Origin of the sequence: Parundibacterium terreum (assembly GCF_014636315.1) — a bacterium.
GTDB classification, from domain to species: Bacteria; Pseudomonadota; Gammaproteobacteria; order Burkholderiales; family Burkholderiaceae_D; genus Undibacterium; species Undibacterium terreum.
Genome location: NZ_BMED01000002.1, coordinates 465,987 through 481,463, shown reverse-complemented (window position 1 = coordinate 481,463; position 15,477 = coordinate 465,987). Strand labels below are relative to the sequence as shown.

General features: G+C 58.4%; 20 protein-coding genes. 2 read left to right on the top strand and 18 right to left on the bottom strand.

The features are described 5' to 3' along the window. Positions 1–8 precede the first annotated feature (8 nt). Complete coding sequence (gene cueR, locus IEW12_RS11220; protein WP_188566139.1) at positions 9–431, top strand: Cu(I)-responsive transcriptional regulator; 423 nt, start codon at positions 9–11, stop codon at positions 429–431. A gap of 158 nt (positions 432–589) precedes the next feature. Here the strand turns inward: cueR and IEW12_RS11215 are convergent, their stop codons facing one another. The 13 genes from IEW12_RS11215 to flgB all read right to left on the bottom strand — a co-directional run bounded on the left by IEW12_RS11215 (position 590) and on the right by flgB (position 11,056). Continuing rightward, on the bottom strand, positions 590–796 hold the full coding sequence (locus IEW12_RS11215; protein WP_188566138.1) for a heavy-metal-associated domain-containing protein: 207 nt from the start codon (positions 794–796) through the stop codon (positions 590–592). A 146-nt stretch (positions 797–942) separates the two neighbouring features. Further along, a complete protein-coding gene (locus IEW12_RS11210) occupies positions 943–2,001 on the bottom strand; it encodes a hypothetical protein (protein ID WP_229751048.1) in 1,059 nt (352 codons plus the stop codon). Between the two features lie 61 nt (positions 2,002–2,062). Next, entirely contained in the window at positions 2,063–2,974 is a 912-nt protein-coding gene (locus IEW12_RS11205) for a flagellin N-terminal helical domain-containing protein (protein ID WP_188566137.1), read from the bottom strand. A 27-nt stretch (positions 2,975–3,001) separates the two neighbouring features. Then, the gene (gene flgK, locus IEW12_RS11200) at positions 3,002–4,375 is read right to left on the bottom strand and encodes a flagellar hook-associated protein FlgK (RefSeq protein WP_188566136.1); all 1,374 of its coding nucleotides are present in this window, start codon (positions 4,373–4,375) and stop codon (positions 3,002–3,004) included. A 122-nt stretch (positions 4,376–4,497) separates the two neighbouring features. Continuing rightward, entirely contained in the window at positions 4,498–4,938 is a 441-nt protein-coding gene (locus tag IEW12_RS11195) for a rod-binding protein (RefSeq protein ID WP_229751047.1), read from the bottom strand. Between the two features lie 17 nt (positions 4,939–4,955). Next, the gene (locus IEW12_RS11190; RefSeq protein ID WP_229751046.1) at positions 4,956–6,029 is read right to left on the bottom strand and encodes a flagellar basal body P-ring protein FlgI; all 1,074 of its coding nucleotides are present in this window, start codon (positions 6,027–6,029) and stop codon (positions 4,956–4,958) included. Positions 6,030–6,084: 55 nt separating this feature from the next. Then, on the bottom strand, positions 6,085–6,747 hold the full coding sequence (gene flgH / locus IEW12_RS11185; RefSeq protein ID WP_188566134.1) for a flagellar basal body L-ring protein FlgH: 663 nt from the start codon (positions 6,745–6,747) through the stop codon (positions 6,085–6,087). Continuing rightward, the gene (flgG, locus tag IEW12_RS11180) at positions 6,747–7,535 is read right to left on the bottom strand and encodes a flagellar basal-body rod protein FlgG (protein ID WP_188566133.1); all 789 of its coding nucleotides are present in this window, start codon (positions 7,533–7,535) and stop codon (positions 6,747–6,749) included. The genes flgH and flgG overlap by 1 nt, the downstream gene beginning before the upstream one ends. A gap of 72 nt (positions 7,536–7,607) precedes the next feature. Next, positions 7,608–8,333: a flagellar basal-body rod protein FlgF gene (flgF, locus tag IEW12_RS11175; protein ID WP_188566132.1), complete on the bottom strand. Its 726-nt coding sequence runs from the start codon at positions 8,331–8,333 to the stop codon at positions 7,608–7,610. A gap of 18 nt (positions 8,334–8,351) precedes the next feature. Next, positions 8,352–9,542, bottom strand: a complete 1,191-nt coding sequence (locus IEW12_RS11170) for a flagellar hook protein FlgE (protein ID WP_188566131.1) — start codon at positions 9,540–9,542, stop codon at positions 8,352–8,354. 28 nt (positions 9,543–9,570) lie between these two features. After that, entirely contained in the window at positions 9,571–10,248 is a 678-nt protein-coding gene (locus IEW12_RS11165) for a flagellar hook capping FlgD N-terminal domain-containing protein (protein ID WP_188566130.1), read from the bottom strand. Further along, positions 10,248–10,670, bottom strand: a complete 423-nt coding sequence (flgC, locus tag IEW12_RS11160) for a flagellar basal body rod protein FlgC (RefSeq protein ID WP_188566129.1) — start codon at positions 10,668–10,670, stop codon at positions 10,248–10,250. The genes IEW12_RS11165 and flgC overlap by 1 nt, the downstream gene beginning before the upstream one ends. Positions 10,671–10,672: 2 nt before the next feature. Beyond that, positions 10,673–11,056 carry a flagellar basal body rod protein FlgB gene (gene flgB, locus IEW12_RS11155; protein ID WP_188566128.1) on the bottom strand — a complete coding sequence of 128 codons (384 nt, stop codon included), beginning with the start codon at positions 11,054–11,056 and terminating at the stop codon, positions 10,673–10,675. An 86-nt stretch (positions 11,057–11,142) separates the two neighbouring features. On the opposite strand from flgB, the gene flgA reads away from it, so the two are divergent. Next, positions 11,143–11,919, top strand: a complete 777-nt coding sequence (gene flgA / locus IEW12_RS11150; RefSeq protein ID WP_229751045.1) for a flagellar basal body P-ring formation chaperone FlgA — start codon at positions 11,143–11,145, stop codon at positions 11,917–11,919. Here the strand turns inward: flgA and IEW12_RS11145 are convergent. The 5 genes from IEW12_RS11145 to motA all read right to left on the bottom strand — a co-directional run bounded on the left by IEW12_RS11145 (position 11,904) and on the right by motA (position 15,464). Further along, on the bottom strand, positions 11,904–12,734 hold the full coding sequence (locus IEW12_RS11145; protein WP_229751044.1) for a glycoside hydrolase family 73 protein: 831 nt from the start codon (positions 12,732–12,734) through the stop codon (positions 11,904–11,906). The two genes, flgA and IEW12_RS11145, sit on opposite strands and share 16 nt — an antisense overlap. Further along, positions 12,706–13,164: a flagellar export chaperone FlgN gene (gene flgN / locus IEW12_RS11140; RefSeq protein ID WP_188566127.1), complete on the bottom strand. Its 459-nt coding sequence runs from the start codon at positions 13,162–13,164 to the stop codon at positions 12,706–12,708. Before flgN ends, IEW12_RS11145 begins: the two co-directional genes overlap by 29 nt. Further along, positions 13,161–13,466, bottom strand: coding sequence for a flagellar biosynthesis anti-sigma factor FlgM (gene flgM, locus IEW12_RS11135; protein ID WP_188566126.1), 306 nt, complete (start codon positions 13,464–13,466; stop codon positions 13,161–13,163). Before flgM ends, flgN begins: the two co-directional genes overlap by 4 nt. 89 nt (positions 13,467–13,555) lie before the next feature. Next, positions 13,556–14,554 (bottom strand): flagellar motor protein MotB, encoded by a 999-nt coding sequence (locus tag IEW12_RS11130; RefSeq protein WP_188566125.1) that lies wholly within the window; start codon positions 14,552–14,554, stop codon positions 13,556–13,558. Continuing rightward, complete coding sequence (motA, locus tag IEW12_RS11125; RefSeq protein ID WP_188566124.1) at positions 14,544–15,464, bottom strand: flagellar motor stator protein MotA; 921 nt, start codon at positions 15,462–15,464, stop codon at positions 14,544–14,546. Before motA ends, IEW12_RS11130 begins: the two co-directional genes overlap by 11 nt. Positions 15,465–15,477 lie beyond the last annotated feature (13 nt).

Sequence of the window (15,477 nt, the reverse complement as noted above, 5' to 3'; positions counted from 1 at the left end):
AGTCAGGCATGAATATTGGAGAGGCAGCAAGCGCCAGTGGCGTGACAGCCAAGATGATACGGCACTACGAAAGCATAGGACTGATCAAGCAAAGCCAGCGCAGCGACGCCGGATACCGTACCTACAGTGACAAAGACCTGCACACGCTGCGTTTTGTAAAACGCAGCCGCAGCATGGGGTTTTCGTTGGACCAGATACGGGACCTGCTATCGCTATGGCAGGATGCCGGGCGTGCCAGTGCCGACGTCAAGACGATCGCGCAGGCGCATGTGCAGGATCTTGAACGCCGCATCCGTGAACTCACCGAGATGCGCGATACCCTGCATCATCTTGCCGCAGAATGCGCCGGCGACCAGCGGCCGGATTGTCCCATCCTGCAAGATCTGGGTCGCAAGGACGGCGCTGCCTGTCATCCGCATGGCGGGCACTGAATTGCATGCTTCAGCGATGTGATACGAGGGTGTAAAAGAGGGCGAGAAGCCGGAGGGCGGCAGGAGAACAGCCGAAGAGCAGGAAGGGGCGCCGAAGGGATAAGAACGGGGTCTGGGAGATATCCTGCCCCGCTTCTGAATGATGCCTAACGGCGGCATTACATTGTCGTGCTGCTAGTCACAGGATAGCCTGCGTCGTTGATTGCGTCTGCGATTGCCGTCACGTCTGCTTGCGAATCAACCTGTACTTTCTTGCTTGCCAAGTCTATATCCACCCTGGCAGCACTATCTACGCTCTGTACTGCCTTGGTAACCATGCTGACGCAATGCGCGCAGCTCATTTCTTCAACTTGTAGTACGACCATTTGAAAACTCCCGTTGCTGGTTTGTGAAACATCAGCATAGACCTTGCTATTGTGGGAAGGTCAAGCCTTTTTCAGAGTGTAATACTGAATAGGCTTCAGGTGTTGCCGGCAGTGGATTCGATGGTAGATCGGACCTGTGCGCCAGCTTAGCGCAGGCTAAGCAGCGACAATACCCGGTCGCGGCTGATGCCTAGCAGGGCTGCGGTAATGGAAGAGAAGGACGTATAGTCCGGCTGGCTGGTGCTTGCTGCAAAACTGTTTGCCAGGTTGCTCAGCGTTGCCGCATCATCCGACGGTGCTGCACGGTCAACCCGGCTGTTTGCCTGGGCCAGAGCGCGGCTGACTGCTTCGCGCGCATGCATCAGGCGGTTCAGCGCTTGTACCACCTGGGACAAAGTCTGGCGCATGCTTTCTACATCGGAAATCTGCCAGCCCGCGGGCTGGATGGCAGCCGGCTCGGCATCCGGCCTGACGCGATTCAACTGGCCGGCAGGGAAGCGTATGCCGTCGCCTTTGATGGAAAGCGTGTCCCGCAACGAAGCCCAGTCCGCTTCGCCGGTACTGAACACCAATGCGCCGGAGTCATCTGCGCTGACGCGGATATTTGCCGGCGCTAGTGCCTGGTCAAATCGCTGGACTATTTCGTCGGCGGACAGGCCGGGGTCGATATTCACCGAGCGCAGGGATTGTCCTGCTCCGCCCACAGAAAAAGACAGGGTTTCCTTGCCCCCGCTTTGCAGGTTCTTTATATTCAGGCCGCGTATGTTGAAGCGCTGCACGGCAGGAGCCGGGCTGCTGTAGGCAAGCTGCGAACTCAGGCTGCCGCCGGATCGGGTCTGGCGCTGATCCCAGGTCGTACTGAACTGGCGCAGCTTGGCGTCCAGTTGATTATCGCGGGTTTGCTGCCCGGCCAGTTTGGCGCTGAGTTCGGATTTCAGGCTTTGCAACTGGCTGGCGCTCTGGTCCAGGAAGTCCAGCGTCTGTTGCGCGCTGGCCAACTCACCGTTCAGGCCCTGGTCCCAATGGCTGAGTCCGCTGCGTAATACAGGGGTAGCAGTGGCTGATACTGCTGTGCCGCTTACGCTTGCAGGCTGCCCCTCGGCGACTTCGCTGGCAGCAGCGACGCCAAGATCATCGGCAAGACTCACACTACGGGATTTGCCGGTAGCCATACTTGAGGATGAATTGAGAGGGGCGATTTGCATTTCGTTCAGGCCGGTTCAAAGTGCATAAGGTCTAAAGTACATAGGTTTAAAGTGCATAGGTTTAAAGCGCGTTAAACAGGGACAGGCCACTGACCTTGGCATAGGCTTTCTGCGTAGCCTGCAAGGCCAAGGTGTATCCGTTCAAGTCGATCGCTGCGGCGCTGTAGTCAAGTTCACCCAGGTCCAGTTCGGCAGTCTTGTTGGACAGGCTGACGTTGCTGTGGTTGCTATCCAGGGTCGACAGGATATTCTGCGTGCCTCCGAAAGTGGCGATCTTCACACTGACGAGGCCCATTGCTGTATCGATGCCGTCCAGATTGGCGTTCAGCGTCGCGCGCACAGCCGGGTTATTGGCGCTGACACCCGGTACCTGCAATGCAGCGATCGTGTTGTCCATCTGGTTCAGCAGGGTTTCCATACCTTGCAGATCGGTATTAGCAGCCTGCGTGATGCCGTTACCTACCACCACGTTTTGTTGCGCGGTATTGCCGGTGAACGTATAGCGTGAGCCTAGCGGGGCCGCAGGATCATAAGTGATCGTCGGCTGGTTTGTCGCTGTGCCGGAAAACACATAATTGCCTTCGGTATCCTTGCTGTTGGAAGAGTAGAACAGGCTATCCTTCAAGGATTGCATGGAATTTACCATGGAGTTCAGGTCGGCCGATGCATTGCCGCCGTCCGATGCCCATACCAGCAGGTCGCGTGCTTCTTGCATATCGTTGTTCATTCCGGTCAGGTAAGCCTCGCCTTTTTGCAAGCGTATCTTTAACGAGCCTATGTTATCCCGGTACTGGGAAATGGTGGCTTCCTCGCGAGTCAGGCGCGATAGCTGCACGCTGGTAATCGGATCGTCCGATGGCAACTGTATTTTCTGTCCCGATGCCATCTGTGCTGTCAGCGATGCCGTTTTTCCCTGATTTAACTGCAGGGAACGTAACATCGTTGATTCGTATTGGGTGCTGGCTATGCGCATGGCTTCTTCCTTGTACTTTCCTTAAACTCAGCCCATCATCGCCAGAGTGGCGTCGAACAGGGAGTTGGCGACAGAAATGACTTTCATGTTCGCCTGGTACATCTTCTGGTATTCCACCAGATTGATTGCTTCTTCATCCGAGTTAACACCGCTGGTAGAGCTCCAGTCATCCACCGACTGGTTGCGTACCGTCGTTGCTGTTGCCAGCAGAGACTGATTCTGCTGGCTGTCCACACCCAGTTTGCCGACGATCTGCGTATCGGCATCACCCAGGATGACGCTGCCTATCGATGTCACAGTAATCGGCTGGTTTTTCAGATCAATGATCTTTTGCAGATTGCCGCTATTGCCGGGCGTGCCATCGGCAGAAAATCCCAGGTTGGCAGCCGTTGCCGTGCTGTCCAGTTTCAGCATGCCGCTGCTGCTGGTCGGGTCATAGACGAACAGCGCTCCGCCTGCTGCGCCGCCCATGCCGTAACCCAGCGCCAACTGCGCATTCACATTGGTGGCGAGCTGGGATGCGATATCGGATACCGATTGCTGCAAAGGCAGCAGCACATTGTTCTCAAAATCACTCAGGCCACCGAGCTGCCCGCCCAGGTTCATGCCATCCAGGCTGAAGGTCTGGTTGGCAAAACTCAATTGCAGGCTTTGGGCGCCGCTGGCCAGGCCTGTAACCGACATGGTAGAGGCCGTGCCGCCAACCACCAGCGGCTGGCCGCTGCTCAGCGATACATTGCGCGTTCCATTCGGCTGGTCGATAACTTCCAGGCCGACCAGGCTGGCCAGGCTGTCTATCGCCTGGTCGCGCGTATCCATGAGCGCCGAGGTATTAGTACCATTGGATTGCGCCGACGCGATTTTCTGGTTCAGCGTAGCGATATTCTGTGTCAGGACATTAATTTGCGGGATGGTCGCTGTGCGCTGCTGCTGTATCGACAGGCGCTGGTTGCTCATCACGTTGTTGATGCTGTTGATGCGCTGGGCCATGGAATTGGCGGTCGTCAGCACCTGCTGCCTCAACGGTGTGGACGTGGGATCAACGCTGACAGCATTGAGCGCCTTGAAAAAATCATCCATGCCGCTGCTGATGCTGGACGCATCATTGCCCATTACTTGCTCCAGTTGGGTCAGGTAGGGCTGGGGCAGGGAGCGCTGGCCGAGGTCGGATGCGGCGCGCCACATCTGCTGGCTCTTGTAGCCGTCGCTGAAACGCAATAAAGAAGAGACTTCCACGCCGGTGCCGGCCGAGCGCGGACCTGCACCCGGCGGCAGCGCGGACAGCAGCACGCCCTGACGGGTATAGCCGGGTGTCTTGACGTTGGCAACGTTCTGGCTGGTGGTATTGAGTGCCACCTGGGCAGCGAGAGCACCAGTCAGTGCATTATTGATAATACTCATTGTGCAATGGTCTTTCTGTGGATGGCGACAGCCCCCGTTCATGTCCGGCAGAGGGTAAAGGTGACCGTAATAGCCTTATTGGGGAAGGGCGACCAATTTTTAAGCAGAATTAAATGCCATATTCATTTTTTATTTGGCAATTGCACGGCGCTTGCCGTAGCCATCGCCATCCCTGCCGAACCGGGCGGCGATGTTGCCGGATTTGTATTGTTTCCTGCTGCCGGCGGCAGCAACTGACGCAGAATGGCATCGGCAACGCCGAAGGCACGCTGGCTTGCCATCTTGTCCGCCACCAGGGTGTCGGCCATATCCAGCATGTCGCTATTGACCTGATCCTTGAACACGCTATCTTCGGAAGACAATTCTCGGGTGCTGGAGCGCATCTGGTGCAGCATATGGGCAATGAAGAAGCCTTCAAACTTGACCGCAGCTTCTGTCGCCTTGGCCTTGTAATTGGCATCAGCGCCGGGATTGGCTGCCGGCGATACAACGGATGCTTTTTCTTCCGTATCGCCAGCGATCATGCCGGTGCCGGCGGTAGCGATATTGGATAAATTATTCATGTGCGCTCCTGGGACCTTTATATAACGACCAGTTCGCCTTCGATGGCGCCTGCCTGGTCCAGTGCCTGCAGGATGGCCATGATGTCATCCGGGCTGGCGCCTATGCTATTGATCACGTCTATGATCACCTGCAGCTTGGCGCCGGCCGGCCACTTGAACATGTGGCCGTTGCCCTGGTCTACTGCAACCCGCGACTGCGGTGTTACCGTAGTCTGGCCCTTGCCGAAAGGTGCCGGCTGGCTGACGGAAGAGTTTTCGGAAATGACTACTTTCAGCGAGCCGTGAGATACCGCTGCCGGCTTGACCGTGACGCCCTCTGCGATCACGACAGTGCCGGTGCGGGAGTTGAATATCACTTTGGGCACGTCGGTGCCTACGTCTATTGCGAGCCCTTCCAGTTTGGCGACAAAGGCCACACGCTGGGTCGGATTGCCGGGCGCGATCACATCGATGCTGGTGGCGTCGCGGGTGCTGGCGATGTCACCGAAGCGCCGGTTGATGGTGTCGACAATATTGGTCGCGGTCTGGAAGTGCGGGTGGCGCAGGCTGAGCCTGACTGTGGGGCGGGTATCGAAATCGGTCTCGATCTCGCGTTCTATGCTGGCGCCATTCGGTATCCTGCCGGAAGTCGGCGTATTGACGGTGACGCTGGAGCCGCTCTTGCCCTGCGCACTCAAACCGCCGACCACGACATTGCCCTGGGCCAGCGCATAGACTTCATTGTCGGCCGCGCGCAATTGCGTCAGCAGCAGGGTGCCGCCACGCAGGCTCTTGGCATCGCCCAGCGAAGAGACGGTGATGTCGATATTCTGCCCTTTGCGGTAGCCGGGCGGGAATACGGCGCTGACCATGACGGTAGCGACGTTTTTGCTCTTGGTGTCTACACCGTCCGGCAGCTTGACGCCGAACTGCTTCAGCATATTGGAAACGGACTGGCTGGAAAATTTGACCTGCGTGCTGTCGCCGCTGCCGTTCAGGCCGACCACGATGCCGTAGCCGATCAGCGGATTTTCGCGCACGCCTTCCACGCTGATCAGGTTGCGCAGTGTTTGCGCGGCAAACGCCTGTTGGCCCAGGCCTAATGCAGGCATCAGGGCTAGGCTGAATAAAAATAAGGCAGTCCGTTGTAGCTTCATGGTGTTGATCTCAGAATGGCATCCAGGGGCCGACAAAGAACCGTGTCAGCCAGCCGGGAGAGTTGGCGTCTGCCAGTGCGCCGGTGCCGGAATAGGCAATGCGTGCATTGGCAATGCGCTGCGAGGAGACCCGGTTGTCGGCGTCGATATCGGACGAACGCACATAGCCGCGCAAACGCAGGAATTCTTCACCCTGGTTCAGGTACAGGCTCTTCTCGCCGGTCACGCGCAGCAGGCCGTTCGGCAGCACCTCTTGCACGATGACGGTAATGGCGCCTTGCAAGGTATTTTGCTGCGTGCTGGACGAGGTGCCCGCGAAGTCGCGCTGTGCTCCCGCTCCCAGGTCCGTCTTGAATGTCTTGCCGCCCAGGCCGACCACCGGCTTGATTGCCACATTGCCGGACTTGTCGAAACTGGTGTCGGCTTTCTTGCTGGCCTGGGTAGTTTCTTCCAGCATCACGGTGACCACGTCGCCGGTGCGGAAGGCGCGACTGTCCGAGGTCAGCGACCAGGAAGTGTCCTGCACGAAGACGCCGCCGGACTGGCCTTTACGCTGCGCGGTCTGCACCGACGGCGGCGGCTCGTCGCTGGGGCCGGGATGCACGGGCGGCTGCGATGGCGCGGCGCAGCCGCACAGCAGCACGGCCGTCAGGCTGAGGATGGCGGTTTTCATTATCGTGCCGCCTGCGACAGGTACTGCAGCATATTGTCGGCTGCGCTCAATACCTTGGTGTTCATTTCGTAGGTGCGCTGAGCGGCAATCATATCGACCATTTCCTCGACAACCTGCACGTTCGAGCCTTCCAGCGCGCCTTGCTTCAGTTTGCCCAGCGAGCCTTCGCCGGGTTTGCCGTCGGTCGGCGTGCCGCTGGCAGCAGTTTCCTGGAACAGGTTTTCACCCAGCGCCAGCAGCCCGGCCGGATTGACGAAGCTGGTCAGCGTCAGTTGTCCTACCTCGGTAGGTACGGCGCTGCTACCCGTGGTAACCGATACCACGCCGTTTTCGCCTATGGTGATACCTGTGGTGTTGGGCGGCAGCGTGATTTCCGGCACGACCGGCAAGCCTTGCGCATTGGTCAGGCGGCCGTTCTGGTCGGGCTGCAACTGGCCCGCACGCGTGTAGGCAGGATCGCCGTTGGGGCGGCGTACCTGCAGGAAACCATTGCCGGTAATGGCCACGTCCAGCGGCTGGCTGGTGGTTTGCAGGCTGCCGGTAGTAAATACCTTTTGCGTGCCCACCATGTGCGTGCCGTTACCCAGTTGCACGCCGGATGGCGCCAGCGTATTGTCCGCGCGCTGCGCGCCCGGTTGCTGGTCCACCTGGTAAAACAAATCCTCGAACACGACGCGGTCGCGCTTGAAGCCGACCGTATTGACGTTGGCCAGGTTATTGGCGATAGCTTGCAGCTTGGCATCCTGTGCCTGTACGCCGGTTTTGCTGATCCACATTGCTGGATTCATGATCTTCTCCTCAATTTCTTTCAAGACCGCCTGCAGTGCATGACGGACGAATTATTTCAAACTGGCCGGTGCTTACGCGCCGACCAGGCGATTGCCCGTATCCGTCATCGAATCGGCTGCCTTGTACAGTTTCATCTGCACTTCAAAGCTGCGATTCAAATTCATCGTTGCTATCATTTCTTCTACTGCAGACACATTGCTGCCTTCCAGATGGCCGCCCTGTACCACTACCGTTGGATCTGCCGGCAATGTATCGCCGTTGCGGCTGACGATCAGGCCAGCCTCGTTTTTGGCAATGTCGGTAGCATCGGCCTTGACCAGCTTCAGCTTGTCCACCGGCTGCATTTGTTGCTGGCCAGGGTTTTGCAGCGAAATCGTGCCGTCCTTGCCTATACTGATGCTGGTAAATTCCGGCAAGACGATAGGGCCGCCATCGCCCAGCACCGGATAGCCGTTGACTGTCAGCGCGCCGCTGGCATCCACGGTCATTGCTCCTGCCCGGGTGTAGGCTTCGCCGTCCGGACCTTGCACTGCAAGATAGCCGTCGCCGGTGATGGCGACATCCAGTTCACGGCCGGTTTCCTTGATCGTGCCCTGGCGGGTGACCACGGTGCTGGATTGCAGCTGACCCATATGCCTGTCGTCGTAGCCATAGCCGGGTACTGCCTGGCTGGTGGCCAGCTCCAGGTTGGCACGGAAACCGTTGGTTTCCATGTTGGCCAGGTTATTGGCATGAACCTGCTGGGCATTCAGGGCTCTTTCAGCCCCGCTCATTGCGGTATAGATCAGTGCATCCATGGTCTTGGCCTATTCTGCTTACAGTGCTTGCATCAGCGATTGCATCATCGCGCTCTCGGTCGAGATGACCTTGGAGTTCGCTTGGTAATTGCGCTGCGACGTCATCAGTCCCACCAGTTCGGAAGTGATGTCCACATTCGACTGTTCCAGAGCGCTGGTCGTCAGGTCGCCGGCCATGCCGGTGCCGGGAGCAGAATACAGGGGCGCGCCCGAACCGCTGGAAGTGGTCCAGCTAGTGTCATTGACGGCGGTCAGCGAACCCTCGTCCGGAAAATTTGCCAAGGCCACGGTGGCAACGGTCTGTTTTTCTCCATTGCTGTATTGCGCTACGACGGAACCGTCTTTTGCCAGCGTGACGTCAACATAGGTGCCCGATGCGTAGCCATCTGCTTTGTTGGTCGTGGTGGTGGCAGCGCCTGCAAACTGGGTCGTGCCGGTGTAATCCAGCGTTACGGTCAGCGCAGCAGCGGCGCCGGCGGTAGTCAGGTTCAGTGTGACCGGTGTGGTCGGGGCTGTCAGCTGGCCGCTGGTATTGAATGTCAGCGTGGTTGGCGTTGCTGCAGGCGCAGCGCCATCTACGGAGTAATACGTGTCCACGCCATTGGTGGCGTTCCTGACAAAATATTGAGTGACTGTATGCCGCGTTCCCAGTGAATCGAAAGCTTCCGACAGCACCGATTTGTTAAAGGACTGGTTGTCCGCAGGATTGAAGGTTGGATTGGCCGGCGGCGTCCAGTCGGCAGACATGTTGCCTACATAGTTCATCTTGGTGCTGGCTTTGGCCGGGATCTGCCCGGTAGGGATCTGTATGTCGCCCATGGGGCCAGGCACTGTCGAACCGGGAACGACTGCGTAGCCTTGTACATTGCGGCCGGCGCTATCCACCAGGTAGCCGTTCTGGTCCTTGGAGAAGATGCCGACACGGCTGTACAGCATGGCGCCGGTGGAATCCCGGCTGACAAAGAAGCCTCGCCCGTTGATTGCCGCGTCCAGCGAGCGGCCGGTATTCAATACGCCGCCATTCAGGCCTATGCTTTGCGTCAGCGAACCGATTTCTGTGCCGGTAGGCTGTGTGCCTGCATACATAGACGAGAAATTGGCGCGGCCGGATTTGAAGCCGTAAGTGCTGGAGTTGGCGATGTTGTTACTGATCGTGTCCAGCTGATTATTGATAGCTTGGATGCCTGACAATGCGATATCGAAACTCATGGTGAATTCCTTTCAGTGGAGTAATGGTTTAATTAGATGCCTGGCCGGATGCATTTGCATGGCCGTTAAATCCTGTGACGGCAGCCGGAGCAACTTCTCCGACGTTGGATACGCTCAGTACCACGCTGCCGCTGCTGGACAGCCTGACGCTATTGAGCTGGCCCGCGACGTCGATGGCCGGTGTCTCGCCGCTTTCAGTCTGTACCGCCATCGTGTAATTGCCCGCCGGCAGGCCCAATGCTTTCGGATCGATGGTGAAAGGCACAGTGCCGGGCGCTTGGGTGCCGAGCTCCATATTGTGCTTTACACCTGCAGAATCAGTCAGGACCAGCGTGGTCTTGGATGAGGCGCTGGCCAACGTAATCGCTCCGCTGACCGCTTGCGTGCCCAGGTTGACGCTATTGGTGCTGACCGTGACGTTGGAACCTACTTGCGCTCCCAATGCCAGCACTTGCATGCTTTGCAGCACGCTGGCATTGGCACTGGTCAGGCTGGCCAGGTTTTGCAGCGATTCGGTCTGGCTCAACTGCGCCAATTGATTCACGAACTGGCTGGGGTCCGTCGGCGACAGCGGATCCTGGTTCTTGATCTGTGCCACCAGCAATTTGGTGAACATATCTGACGTGTCGCTGCCGTTGCCTATAGGTGCATTGGAAGTGCTGCCGCTGCTGGCCGCGCTGTTATTGTTCAAAAGACTGGTTTGCATCAAGCCTCTCCTAATTTGAGGAGGGACTGCTGCATCGTCTTTACGCGGCCGAGTACCTCGACATTGGTTTCAAAAGCACGCGATGCCGACATCATGTCGGTCATCTCGGCCACCTGGTTAACATTGGGATAGAACACCATGCCGTCTTCGTTGGCCATGGGATTTCCCGGTTCATAGGCCTTGCGCAGCGGTTCGCTGCTCTGGACTACGTCCATGACCTGGACACGTGCGCCAGCCACCGCATGGTCGCCGGAGCCCTGGCTCATGATGGCGGCGAATACCGGCTTGCGGGCGTGGTAGGCATCGGACTCGTTGCCGGCAACGGAATCGGCATTGGCGAGATTGCTGGCTATGGTATTAAGCCGCACAGTCTGCGCCGCCATGGCCGAACCGGCGATATCAGCGATATTTCTGAATGTCATGATTATTGTCCGGCAATTGCTTTTGCCAGACCCTTCAGTTGCATGTTGATAAAAGTCAGGCTGGTTTGAAAGTCCGACGCATTTTGAGAAAAGGCAGCTTGCTCAACACCGATCTCCACGGTGTTGCCGTCACGGGTAGGGTGGTAGGGCACGCGGTACAGGTTGTCCGGAGCATCGGTATCCAGGCTCAGGGCGCCTGGGCTGCTAAAGCCGGTGCCCCCGCTATCCCTGATCTGTTGCAGCGTCGCGCCGAAATCCATGTCCTGCGCTTCATAGCCAGGCGTGTTTTCGTTGGCGATGTTCGATGCCAGTATCTTGGTTCGTTCCGCACGCAGTTTGAGAGCGTCCGGGTGTACTCCTAGCGCATCCTTGAAATTAATACTCATGCTTCACCTTCCGTGTTTGAACTGCCGATGTAAAATGTCTATCATTTGCGTAGCAGCGCTTTCCCGTCGCCGCTGCAGGATATTGAATGAAGGTAGGGCCCATGCCATCCAGCTCCAGTGTTTTCTTCCCGGCCATCCGGTTTGCCGGCTTGTTATTGGCTGTGTTCGCCGATACCGGCAGTGCGCTCGCTGCCGGCGATAGCCCGGCTGACAAGCTGGTTTTGCAGGTGCAGGCGGCTGCTACGCAGCAATTGCAGCGCCAGGCGGACAGCGCCGGCCTGCGCGAGCCGCTGTTTGATGTCAGCGTGGTCAAAAATGCGAAGCCGGTAACGGCCTGCGGCCAGGCGGTGCTGATCGAGAGTGTCGATACCCGTACACCCAGCCGCATGCGTTTCGCGGCAGTGTGCCGGGCCGCCGAATCCTGGCGGATTGAATATGTGGTAAGGGCGCACGTGTCGGCAAAAGTGGTGGTCGCAGTGGCAGCCGTTGCGGCGGGCAAGCCTCTGGCTGCGGCTGATCTGGTGCTGGAGCGGCATGATGTCACGGCCACGCCGGATACGGTTTCCGACCTGGATGCAGCAGCGGGAATGGCCAGCCGGCGTGCACTGCGTGCAGGCGATGTACTGCGCCAAAGCTTTCTGGCGGCGCCGGTGCTGGTGCGGCGTGGCGATGCTGTCAGTATCGTGGTGCGCAAGGAGCAGATAGAAATCAGTGTCGCAGGCGAGGCGATGGAGGCGGGCACGCGCGACGCAGCCATACGCGTACGCAATGTCTCCACCGGCAATGTCATCCGGGCCAAGGTGATAGGGCCTGGAATGGTAGAACCTGTCGACTTGACGATGTCCACTCAATCCCCCGACTGATTAGTTTTTGCCACGGTTGCATCGTGTTGGGTGGCCACCCTGCCGGCCTGTATCTGGTCTGCGATGCGCGCCAGTTTTCCTGCATAGGCCGGGTCGGTCGCATAGCCGCCACGCGCCAGGCCCTGGGCGAAAGCGTGGGCATCGCTGCCGGTATTCAGGGCTGAGCGATAGCGAGGATTATTCAACAGCAGTTGCGCATAATCCTTGAAGGCACTGGCCTGGTCCGGATAGCTGCGGAAGGCTTCCGTCTTCTTGAGCGCGTTGCCGCCTTCATATTCGGTGGTCAGCGATTGCGCTATGCCGCCGCGCCAGTTGCCGGCCGCCTTCAATGCGAACAGGTTATTGGTGTCACCGCCGTCGGCCTGGCGCAATGGATGGCGGCCCCAGCCGGATTCCAGCGCCGCGTGCGCGGCAACCAGGTCGGCGGAAACGCCGAGGCGTTCGCCGGCTTGCTGTGCCCATGGGGCAATGGATGCCAGGAATTGTTGCTGCGATTCGTCGCCTGCAGTATTGTCCGCCGATAAGGTGGTTTGCAGACGTTCGCGGTATACCTGTCCTTCCGCGCTCAGCGTCGACAAGGCGGCGGAGCCGGTTTCAGAAGAACCGTGCTGGATGAAATCATTCACGTCGGTACGCACTTCGCCGAACAGAGATGCGAAGCTGTTGTTACCGGCTGCAGGAGCTGAGGGAGCCGCAGGCGCAGTAGATGCAATCGCCCTGGCTGGCGGCGTGGATGCCGTTGCCTGCAGGTTGGAGGACGCACTGCGCATCGTGGCAGAGTAAAGGTCAGCCTGGCGCATAGATTTGCTCTTCATCGCCATGCAATACTTTTTGCATGATGTTTTGCTGGTCCATCATCAGCTTGCTATTGCGCACATTGCGTTGCTTGCAGTCGATGACCAGTTCTTCCAGCAATTGCCAGCCGGATTCCATGGCTTCGCGCGCATTGCCGGTTAGTATGGGAAATGCGCCGGCAACGGTGCCGTTTGGTCCCAGCAGGTTTTCAACCAGGAATACGCGTTGCTGGCGCCTTTGTTCCAGCGTATCCACGGTAGCGGTAATCTGCTCCGCAATCTCATTTAACTGAGTAGCCTGGTAGCGCAGCGCGGCGTTGAACTGGTCTTCCAGCAAGATCTGCAGACTGCGGTAGGTCTTGACGTCTTCTGCGACGCCTTTCATCAGCAAGCCCAGCAGTTGCGGATGGGTAGGATTGCCCCCGCTGGCTTTGTGTAGCGGCTTGTTCATTTTTCAGTTCCGTGGAAACGTTGTATCAAGCCCGCCAGTTTGGACGCATTGAACGGCATTTCGCCTTTGGCCAGCGCATCGCGCAATGCGGCAACCTTGGCGTGATCAATGTCCGGCATATCGCGCATTGCTGCCAGTGCCGGCTGCAACACAGCGGATTGCAGCGGAGCGTCGGCTGCTGCTGCGGGAGTCGCCGATACGGTAGCGGCGCTATTGCCTGAAACGGCCTCGCTGGCTGCAGTTTCCTCAGGGCGGTTTACCGCTGTAGCTCCGATGGAGCCTGTACCTGCTGAAATTCTCATACGATTGCCTCTTGGTCTGGTTTGCATGTCATGGCTGCACCTGGTTCACCGGCCGGATGGCCTCATCTGTGATGAGGCCGTCGCTGGCACTAGTTTCCATTCGTAGTGCGTCCTTTCACGGGAAGAAGTTTGTTGCGCAGCTTATTCAGCAGATCGCGGTCCGGAATTACTGTATCTACATCTTTATCGATAGGCTGGGTGTCACCCGGCATGCCGAACATGGCGGCGATATTTTTTGCCTGGCCGCTGGTCAGCACCAGGATTTCTATGCGGCGATTGAGCCCGGCCGCAGCGTTCTGGGTGTCCAGCGGTGCGCGGTCCGCCATCCCTACCACCTGCAGCACGCTGCGGGTAGGCATGCCTCCCGCCAGCAATTGCGAACGTGCCGACATCGCGCGATTGCTGGACAGCGTCCAGTTGGAGTAGGCCGCATAGCTGGTGTCGGCGTACTGCAGCGAATCGGTATGGCCGACGATCAGCATCTGATTATCCATTTGCGCAAACAGCGGCCCCATTTTGCGCAGCAAGGCCTTGAAGCGGTCTGTCGGTATTGCGCTACCGCGTACGAACATGCCTTGCCTGTCCGTGTCATGCAGCATTACGCGCAGACCATAAGGAGTGATCACCGATTGCAGATTGCTGCTGAGACCGGCGTCTGCACTCATGCTGGCCAATGCCCTGGACAAGGCTTCCAGGTCGCTGGCGGATTCGTAATGGACCTTGGTGTTGCGTGTCTTGTCTGTAGCATCGCCTTCGCTGCTGAGTTGCTTGCCCGGGGCATCGGAGTCGCCGGTGCGCGACAGCGGGTTGCGTTCTATCATGCTGCCGCGTGGGCCGCCCATCGATTCAGCCATGACACCCTGGCCTTCGTCCAGCTGGCCTCCGTGCGACTGCGTCATCACTTCCTGTATGCTTTCCTGCTGGCGCGCAGCCATTACCCACAGCACGAGGAACAGGCACATCAGCGCCAGACAAAAATCGGCGAAGGCGACTTTCCAGGCGCCGCCATGACCGTCATCATCGTGCTTGCGTGCTGCACGCTTGATGACGGCTTCGCCGTGTTTGTCATGTTTGCTGTTAGGCTGCACGTTTTCTATCTCCGGTGCGGCGTTGCTGGTTGTCCTGCTCTTCTTCGGCGTTGCCTTCCAGCGCGTTGATCCAGCTCTCCAGTTGTGCAAAGCTAGGCTTGATATTCAGTTGCACCAGGCGCCGTCCCGCATCAATCGCCAGCAGTGCGGGCTTACCCGCGACGTGCGTCACCAGCACGACCTTCACGCATTCCATGGTGGAGGCTTCCTGGTTGACCAGTTGTTTCATCATATTGCTGAGCGGGTCCAGCACGCCATAACAGAGGAAAATGCCGATGAAAGTACCGACCATCGCAGCGGCTACCCGCTCTGAGATCTCGGCTGCATTGGCGCCTTCGCCAACCGTGTTCATCGCCATCACAATCCCCAGCACCGCTGCCAGAATGCCAAAACCCGGCATCGCTTCGGCAATCTTGTGCAGGGACTTCGCAGGTTGCGACAATTCGTCGTGTATGGCTTCCAGCTCTTGCTCCAGTACGCCTTCCAGCTCGTGCGAACTGATCTTGCCCATCGCCATTAGGCGGAAATTGTCGACAATGAAAGCCAGCAACTTGGGCTCTTCCAGCACCAGCGGATAGCGCTTGAACAACTCGCTGTCGCGCGGCGCTTCCACGTGCGCGTCCAGCGCCTTCAGACCGCCGGCGGCGGTTTGCAGCAGTTCGTACATCAGCAGCAGCAACTGGCGCTGGAATTCGGAGCTTGGCTTGCGCTTCATCACGATCTTGCGCAACTGGCCCATCATTTCAGACAATACATAGCGCGGATTACCCAGCACCAGCGCACCCAGCGCTGCGCCGGCGATGATGATCAGCTCGATGGGTTGCCAGATGGCGCCGGCCGTGCCGCCCATGAAGCCAAAGCCGCCGAAGACGCAAGCCACGACAATAAGGATACCGACTAGTTGTTGCATGCTGTTTTCCTGT